At 56.1% G+C, this 7,753-nt stretch carries 4 protein-coding genes; 2 read left to right on the top strand and 2 right to left on the bottom strand.

What is annotated here, in order from left to right:
- Positions 1 to 100: 100 nt before the first annotated feature.
- Together BUE18_RS28485 and BUE18_RS13600 are read right to left on the bottom strand one after the other, a co-directional pair.
- Entirely contained in the window at positions 101 to 2,374 is a 2,274-nt protein-coding gene (locus BUE18_RS28485) for a methyl-accepting chemotaxis protein (protein WP_073476570.1), read from the bottom strand.
- Between the two features lie 301 nt (positions 2,375 to 2,675).
- Positions 2,676 to 4,862 (bottom strand): acetyl-CoA hydrolase/transferase C-terminal domain-containing protein, encoded by a 2,187-nt coding sequence (locus tag BUE18_RS13600; protein WP_073476568.1) that lies wholly within the window; start codon positions 4,860 to 4,862, stop codon positions 2,676 to 2,678.
- 333 nt (positions 4,863 to 5,195) lie between these two features.
- Here BUE18_RS13600 and BUE18_RS13590 point away from each other — a divergent pair, with 333 nt between their 5' ends.
- Positions 5,196 to 6,386, top strand: coding sequence for a cation:proton antiporter (locus BUE18_RS13590; RefSeq protein ID WP_073476565.1), 1,191 nt, complete (start codon positions 5,196 to 5,198; stop codon positions 6,384 to 6,386).
- The gene (locus BUE18_RS13585) at positions 6,383 to 7,744 is read left to right on the top strand and encodes a cation:proton antiporter (protein ID WP_073476563.1); all 1,362 of its coding nucleotides are present in this window, start codon (positions 6,383 to 6,385) and stop codon (positions 7,742 to 7,744) included. Before BUE18_RS13590 ends, BUE18_RS13585 begins: the two co-directional genes overlap by 4 nt.
- The last annotated feature ends 9 nt before the right edge of the window (positions 7,745 to 7,753 follow it).

Raw genomic sequence — 7,753 nt, 5'->3', positions numbered from 1 at the left:
GGATGCTGCCCTTTTTCAGGCCCCTTTCGGAGGGCTTGCCCAACCTGTCAAATATCCTCAAACGTCAAACGTAGATTTGACCCCATAAGTCACTCAAAGGTCAGTCCCCCCAGGTAAGGGCCGGCGCCTGAACGGGCTCATCCGGGGCCGGCAAGGCCTCTGCAGGCTGCTCTTCATACACATTGGCGGACTGTCTACTATTGAGAAAATTATCAAGAATCTCTCTTAAGGAGCCGGCCTGGGACGAAAGCTCCTGGGCCGCAGCCGCGGTTTCCTCGGCGTTGGCGGTATTTTGCTGGGTTACGGAGTCAATTTGGGTAAGGCCCTGGTTAATTTGAGATATGCCTTGGGCCTGTTCGTTGGAGGAAGCGGCGATTTCATCCACCAAGTCAGACACTTTGCCAACGTCCTGAATAATCTCCGTGAGAACGCTCACTGTCTGCTGGGCCACGTCGTTTCCATGGGAAATTTTCGCTCCGGACCCTTCAATAAGGACGGAAGTTTCTTCAGCCGCTTTGGCGCTGCGGGCGGCCAAAGCCCGCACTTCCTGAGCAACCACGGCGAATCCTTTTCCGTGGGCGCCGGCTCTGGCGGCTTCAACGGCCGCATTCAAGGCAAGGAGGTTTGTTTGAAAGGCAATGTCGTCGATGGTCTTGATAATGCGGGAAATGTCCCCGCTGGCTCTTTCGATGTCCGCCATGGCGGACTCCAGCGCCTGCACCTGTTCGCTTCCCTGCTGCCCGGAATCCCTGGCGGAGCTTGCAAGCTGGCTGGCCTGTTCCGCGTTTTCGGCATTCGTCCGGGTCTGGGAATGGATTTCATTCATGGATGCGGAAATCTCCTCAAGGGATGAGGCCTGCTCGGTCGCTCCTTGAGACAAAGACTGGCTGGCGTCCGCGACCTGGTTGGCGCCGCTTGTCACTTGATGCGCCACCTGGGTTACATTGTGCACAACTTCCTGCAACTCGGACAAGTTCTTTTGGATTTCCGCCTGGCTGGCCTCGATGCTGTCCGCCATGGCGTCCAAGGCGTCGGAAAGCTGCCCCACTTCATTATCCATGCTCAAGCGCATGCGTTTGGACAAATCCCCGTCCCTTATGGCTTGGGCGAACTGAACCGTCCTGGCGATGGGCCGGCGGATGGAAGCCGTAATAAGGACAGCGGCGAGAATCCCCGCCAACACGGCGAAAACCCCCACGCCAATCCCAATTTTGCCTTGCCGGCTTGCAAATGCCGCAGTGTCATTGGTAACCTTGGCTATGGTTTCATCCACCTGTGTATCCATGGCTTTCAGCAAAGGAGTGATGGCATTAACGCTGTCCTTCATGGCCTTGGACAGTGAGGCCGCGTTTTTGTCCTCAGCAGCCAACTCGTCAAAGGCTGTAAGGTATTGGTTGATGACCGCTTTCAGGCGATCCACCTCTTCCGGGGCGACCTCGGAGCTTTCCAGGGCTCCCACCAACGCCTCCATGCCCTGATGCACTTCATCTACATACTTGTCCTCCCCTCGAAGCAAATAATCCTTCTCAGCCTTTCTCACGGACAGAATCAAGGCTTCCGACCGCGGCACGTATGTCGAAGCAATGGCTTCCTCCATATCGCGGACCGGCCTTCTGTTCAGGGATTCATAAGAGGAGTCAAGCATGAGGCCGGGGCCGTAATCCTCCAGGGTTTTAAAGTATCTGGCCCGGTACTTTTTATACAAATCCAACGCCTCCAATTGGGCCTTGACGGACTCCGCATCACCCGTGCTTTTCCCCAGGAGGCCTTCATATTTGGCAATGGCTTCATCCCACGTTGTTTTGTCGCGGTCGGCCTGAGTGCGATGGTAGTCCTTTTCATGGCGGCGAAGGTTCAGGTAAGATTCCCGAAGGTCGTCTATGGCATGCTTGCCCATGGCGTTCTGGAGAATCTGCGCCTGCTCCCTGAAAGCCCCCTGCAGCCCCGATGCATGGTCCAGGCCCTTTCGCTTTTCCGCATCCACCAAGGCATGGAACGCCCTAACATATTCCTGCTCTTTGTTAATGACGTTCCCGGCCGCGCGCGCGATATCCTCGTGGCCCGCCTCCCTGGCCAGGGTTATTGTTTCACCCAGCATCTTTTCAAATGCAGCCGCGCTTTGACCGAATTGCTCCACATAGACAGGATCCTTGTACAACATGAAATCCTTTTCATTACTCTGGCATTCCAACATGCCTGCGCCGGCCTTTATGGTCGCTACTTTTATGCCGCCTTCGTTCGTCAATAAATTAGCGAAGCTTCCGGCGGTTTTTTTAAAGCCGTTGGTCGAAACGACGATCACCGCCACAAGGCAGATTAAAACAAGGCCAAAACCACACATTAACTGCGTTTTTACTTTCATTTTTTCGAACATTTCCATTCTCCTTGCTGAAGCGTAGCCGAAAATCAAATGTTCAGGTTTAAACGAGCAAAATGCATGCCACAAACGAACCGCCGGCGGCGCCTTTTTGTAAAGATCCGCCAAAGGAATGGGGAAAAGTAAAACGGCCTGGGGAGGCGCGGGAATTGGTGCGGAGAATCTTGGCGCAGGTCTGCCCCGAAGATAAAAAGCCCCGTTCCGGCAAGGCCGGAACGGGGCTTGGATGCTTTGTTGCCTATTTTCCGCGCGCAGGCTCGTCTCCGCGGAGTTTCGGCAAAAAAAATTTCAGCGGCGGCTATTGCAGCTTCACGTACCCGGCCTTGGACAGGGCGTGCACCACCAGCTTTTGCATGAGCTTTTCCTTAACGCCTTTGGGGGCGTCCAGGTTCATGCGTTTGAGGTATGGCGCCGCCTCCGGAGGAACGGGCGCCTTGAGATCCTTGATGAGCGCCTTGGAGGCCTTGAATTTATTGGCCGTCATGCCGCCCTTGAACTTACGCAGGGAGGCGCCCAGGGCCACTTCTTCGTCCGTGAATTCCTTGCCGAAGGGGAAGGGTTTGAAGTAACCCTTGGCCTTGAAGGGCGCCAGCTTTTTTTCCAGTTGATCGGGATAGTTATTGCGGTATTCGTAAGGAATTTCATAATCCGTGGGCACTTTCCCGGCTTTTTTGGCTTCGTCCAGCAACTCGTCCTGGAAGCGGGAATCGGCGACTTTGATGAGTTCGGTCATCACCACCCAATCCGGTTTGCTCCGAAGGTCGGCTATGCCGTATTCGGTGACCACAATGTCCCGCAAGTGGCGGGGGATGGTGGTGTAGCCGTAGTTGAACAAAATATTGGATTTGACTTCCTTGGGCGTTTCCTTGGTGCTGCGGAGCATCATGATGAGCCTTGCGTCGGGCAGGGCGTGGGCCATGGACACGAAATTGTACTGCCCGCCCACTCCGCTGATGACCGTGCCGTTTCTCAAGGCGTCGGAAGCCACGTTGCCCATGAGGGAGATTTTCATGCCCGCGTTGACGAAACGGGCGTCCTTGCGCTCCAGGCTGCGCAGGACCTCGTTCCCGTAAAGCTGGTTGACCACCTTCACGCCGGTCATTTCGAATTTTTTCCGTTCTTCGTCGCTCATGTCCCGGAGGAAGTCGTAAAATCCGTTGGGGCCGATAAAAAAGCCGCCGGTCAGGACCACGCCGTTTTTCAGCCTGTCGCCCAGGCAGTTTTCCAGCACGGCTTCCAGGTTGGCGGAATTTCGAAAATCCACGGAAAACTTGCCGGCGCCGTTCACCAGGTGGTAGTCCTCGTATCTGAGATCATCCTTAAAAACGCCGTAGTTTTGGAGGGATATAAAATCCTGCTCCTTGAGGATCGGGAAATGCTCGTCCTGCAACAAAAGCTCCTTGACGGACTCGGGGGTGAGCTCCTCCTGCAGAGCGCCGTCGTTAATCATTCTCATTAACGGGATGTTGTGGTAGACGTTTCTCTTGATGATGCCGCCGGTGTATAATTCAATAAACACGTCCACCAGCATTTCCGTGGCGCCGTAAAGGCCCTGGGCGAACGCGCCGCGGCCGCCGATTTTATCAATCAGCCGGCTGTAGCGGTTGTTGATCCCCAGGTCATCCAGAAGCCGGTTGTAATCGTCGTTATTGTGATGCCGCATGAGCAGGCCGCTGGCGATGGCGTCGCCCAGGGTTCCGATGCCGATCTGCAGGGTGCCGCCGTCCTTGATCAGGCTGCTCACATGGAGGCCGATCATGTAGTCTTTTGTAAAGACGGGGGCCTTGGGCGCGGAAAACAAGGGAAAACAATATTTGGGGCTGTCCAGGATCATGTCAAAGTGATGTTCCGGCTCCACCGCGTCGCCGTACATGAAAGGGAGCGTGTCGTTGACATGGCCGATATAAATCACTTTTTTGCCTGTGCGCTCCGCCTCCAGCTTGGAGGGGTAGATTTCGTAGGCCAGGTCCGAGTTGCAGGAATTGCTGTAAACCGTCTCGCCGTCGATTTCGCCTTTGCAGACGCACTGGCAGGCCACCAGGGTGTCGAAGCAGTTGGTGATGTCGCGTATGGCGTGGGTGTAATTGGAACTGCTGTGGTTTTGCTGAGCCATGGGCACATTGTTGTAGCTGCCGGCCTTGAAAAAGAATTCCGTAACCGTAACGTTTTTGGGCAGGGCGTTCTTTCTCATGTCCAGCACATAATCAAAATCCGGCACCCCTTTCCAGATCCTGTCCCGCATGGGCTCCACCAGGCGTTTTTCCAGGTCGCTGGACCAGGTGGGTTTTTCCAGGGCCAGGGCCGTGACATAGGTCAGTTGGATTTCCGGGTCTTCCTTGGCCCGCCGGTAAAGTTCGTTGGCCAGATGATAGGATTTTCCCAATGCCAGGGGCATGGCAAAGTTCACTCTTTTATTCATCATCCGAATAATGTCGTCTGCACACTTCTCCACGTCGTCATAAAAAGTTGGTTGGTTATCCGCCATTTAAAAAGTTCTCCTCCAGGAATTACATTTAAGGCGTCCGTCCTCCCCCCAGGGATATGCATGGACGGGGCGCCTTCCTTGTCCCCCATCGCCTTCTTGGAGACCGCTCTCTATGCAAAAAGCCCGCCGATTTTCGGGCGCAAAAAAAATCCAGGTTCTCCCCCCCAGAAAAATGGAGTTCCTGAATCCAATTGTGCAACCTCATACGACACGGTTTCTTCCGAAATGGGCATTAACACATTTCAACATGGTTGCAAACAAAAAATGGATGTGCAACAGTGTTAAACTTTGAATTTTATTGGCCTTAACGACTCTATGGGTTAGAATAAAAGTATGAAAACGACCTTTGTTTTCCTGTTAATTTTGATCCTGGCCTTTGCAGGATACCGCCGAAGTTTCAAAAGTTTGAAGGCGCCTGTCCTGGCCCAAAATTTTTATTTAACGGGAATAGAGTACCTTTTTTTCGGGTTTCTGATCGGGCCCGGCTTTCTCAATATCCTGGATGCGGAGTCGCAAAAAGGGCTGGCGCCCCTGTGCGCCCTGGTCCTGGGCTGGGTTGGGCTGCTCTCCGGGTTCCAGTTTGAAATCCCCAAACTGCGGCGGGCGCCCAACAGCCATCTGGGCGCAGCGGCGGTCGCCTGCGGCCTGACCGCCCTTTTGATGATGCTGGGGGCATGGCTGGTATTGCCCCGGGTGCTGGACCTGCCCGACGCAGCCTATGTTCTGTCCGGCGTGGCCATTGCCGCGGCCGCCTGCAATACGGCCCAGGTCAACCTGGCCCTTTCCCCTTTAGCCCGGGCGCCCCGAAACCGGGCTTTGGTCAACCTGATCCAAGTCATGTCCAGTGCGGACGGCGCCCTGGCCCTGGGGGTGTTTTCCGCGGCTTATCTCCTGAGGCCGGATTCCGCGGCCCACATGCATTTTGGCTGGCTGGCGTTGAAGGCCGTTGCATGCATCGCCTGCCAGACCCTGCTGTTTTTGCTGTTCTTAAACCGCAGACGCAGCCAGGAGGAACTGACCGTGGTGCTCATGGGAGGCGTCATCCTGGGCAGCGGCGTGGCTTCCATGCTGGACCTTTCCCCCCTGGTGGTGAACTTCGCCACGGGCCTGCTGCTGGTGAACATCACCCGGGAAAAGGAAAGGCTTTACGGCATGATCGCCGCCCTGGAAAAGCCGGCCTATCTGGTGCTGCTGATCTTCCTGGGATCGGTCTGGCACATGGATTCCTTTTTATACTTCTTCGGCGGGCTCATGTATTTTGCCTGGCGCATTCTGGCGAAAATCGCCGGCGGAGTCGCCGTGGCCCATGGCATCCCCTCATTAAAAGGCGCCCCGTCGGACCTGGGCCTGGGGCTTTTGGATCACGGCGGCATGGCCATGGCCATTTTGCTGGATTTCTCCATGAGCTTCCCCCAGTCTTACGCAGTCCCCGTGGTCAGCACTATTCTTGTGGGGGTTGTGCTGAACGAGCTGTTAGGTCCGGCTTTTATCCAATTGGTGTTACAAGGGGGAGGCCGTGAATGAATCCTAATCCCCAACTCAATGTCAAGCCCCGGTGGCTGCCCATTTCCCTGGCCATAGGAATCATGGCCATTCTGGGATTATGGTACGTAACGTACAACCCGGAGGAAAGCTGGCAGGCGTCGGGCTCCATGAATTTCTCCCTGGGATTCCTCATGCTGGCGGGCTACGTGGGCGCGATCCTTTTCCAGGTAATGAAGCTCCCCCGAATCACGGGGTACATCTTCGCCGGCATACTTATCGGCCCTCATGCCTTGGGGATTTTCACCCACGAACGAATAATGGACCTGCGGCTGGTGGACGACCTGGCCCTGAGTTTCATCGCCCTCACCGCCGGGGGAAGCCTGGAATTGAAGGAGCTGTCCAAACGGTTTGCGCATATCGGCCTGACCGTGCTTTTCATCGCCCTGATCGTATTTTGCTCCGTCGCCGCGCTGGTGAGCCTCACCGGCCCCATGTTCTCCTTTACGGCCCAGCTCAGCCCGCGGGAAGTCCTCGCCATGGGCTTGCTTCTGGGCGTGCTGGCCGTGGCCATCTCGCCGTCCTCCGTCATCGCCATCATCGCCGAAGCCAAGGCTAAAGGGCCTTTTACGGAAACCGCCCTGGGCGTGACCGTTGCCATTGACGTGATTGTGATCGTGCTGTTTACCATCGCCATGGCGGGGGCAAGGGCCCTTTTGATGTCCCAGGGCGCCGATCCCATGGTCTTTGCGGTCCTGGGGGGCGAGTTGCTGATTTCCGTGCTGTTGGGCGCCTTGTTGGGATGGGGCCTGGCCTATTACATCAAAAAGGCGGGACACGACCTGCCCCTGGTCCTGCTTCTGGCGGCTTTCGGCGTGGCCAGGGTCTCGGCCTTTTTAAGCTGGTACATCCACGAAAACTACAACGCCTCCGTGCATATGGAGCCCTTGCTCATCTGTATGGCCGCCGGCTTTGTGGTGGCCAATTTTTCCGATTACGGACGCATATTTGTGGACACCCTGGAGCGATTCTCCCTGCCCGTCTACCTGTTGTTCTTCTGCCTGACAGGCGCCTCCCTGGATCTGAACGCCCTGGCCTCCACATGGCCCCTGGCCCTGGCCATTGGCTTCATGCGGGCGGGCGGAATTTGGATGGCCACCAATCTCTCCGGCCTGATAACCAAAAGCCCCCCGCTCCACCGAAAGCGGGCTTTTATGGCATTCGTCTCCCAGGCGGGCGTGGCCGTGGGCCTTGCGGGACTCGCCCAGGCCCAATTTCCGGAAATCGGCGGGTATCTGTTGCCGGTGGTCCTGGCCTTGATCGCCGTCAACCAGATCGCCGGCCCGGTGCTGCTTAAGCTGGCGCTTAACCAGGTGGGAGAAACGCCGGAAAGAAAATAATACCGTCGT

It is taken from the genome of Desulfatibacillum alkenivorans DSM 16219 (genome assembly GCF_900142135.1).
GTDB classification, from domain to species: Bacteria; Desulfobacterota; Desulfobacteria; order Desulfobacterales; family Desulfatibacillaceae; genus Desulfatibacillum; species Desulfatibacillum alkenivorans.
This window is presented reverse-complemented; position numbering and strand designations above follow the sequence as displayed.

Bases quoted from the DNA above. Each gene is read 5' to 3' on its own strand.
- BUE18_RS28485 (WP_073476570.1), bottom strand. From the start codon at position 2,374: ATGTTCGAAAAAATGAAAGTAAAAACGCAGTTAATGTGTGGTTTTGGC.
- BUE18_RS13600 (WP_073476568.1), bottom strand. From the start codon at position 4,862: ATGGCGGATAACCAACCAACTTTTTATGACGACGTGGAGAAGTGTGCA.
- BUE18_RS13590 (WP_073476565.1), top strand. From the start codon at position 5,196: ATGAAAACGACCTTTGTTTTCCTGTTAATTTTGATCCTGGCCTTTGCA.
- BUE18_RS13585 (WP_073476563.1), top strand. From the start codon at position 6,383: ATGAATCCTAATCCCCAACTCAATGTCAAGCCCCGGTGGCTGCCCATT.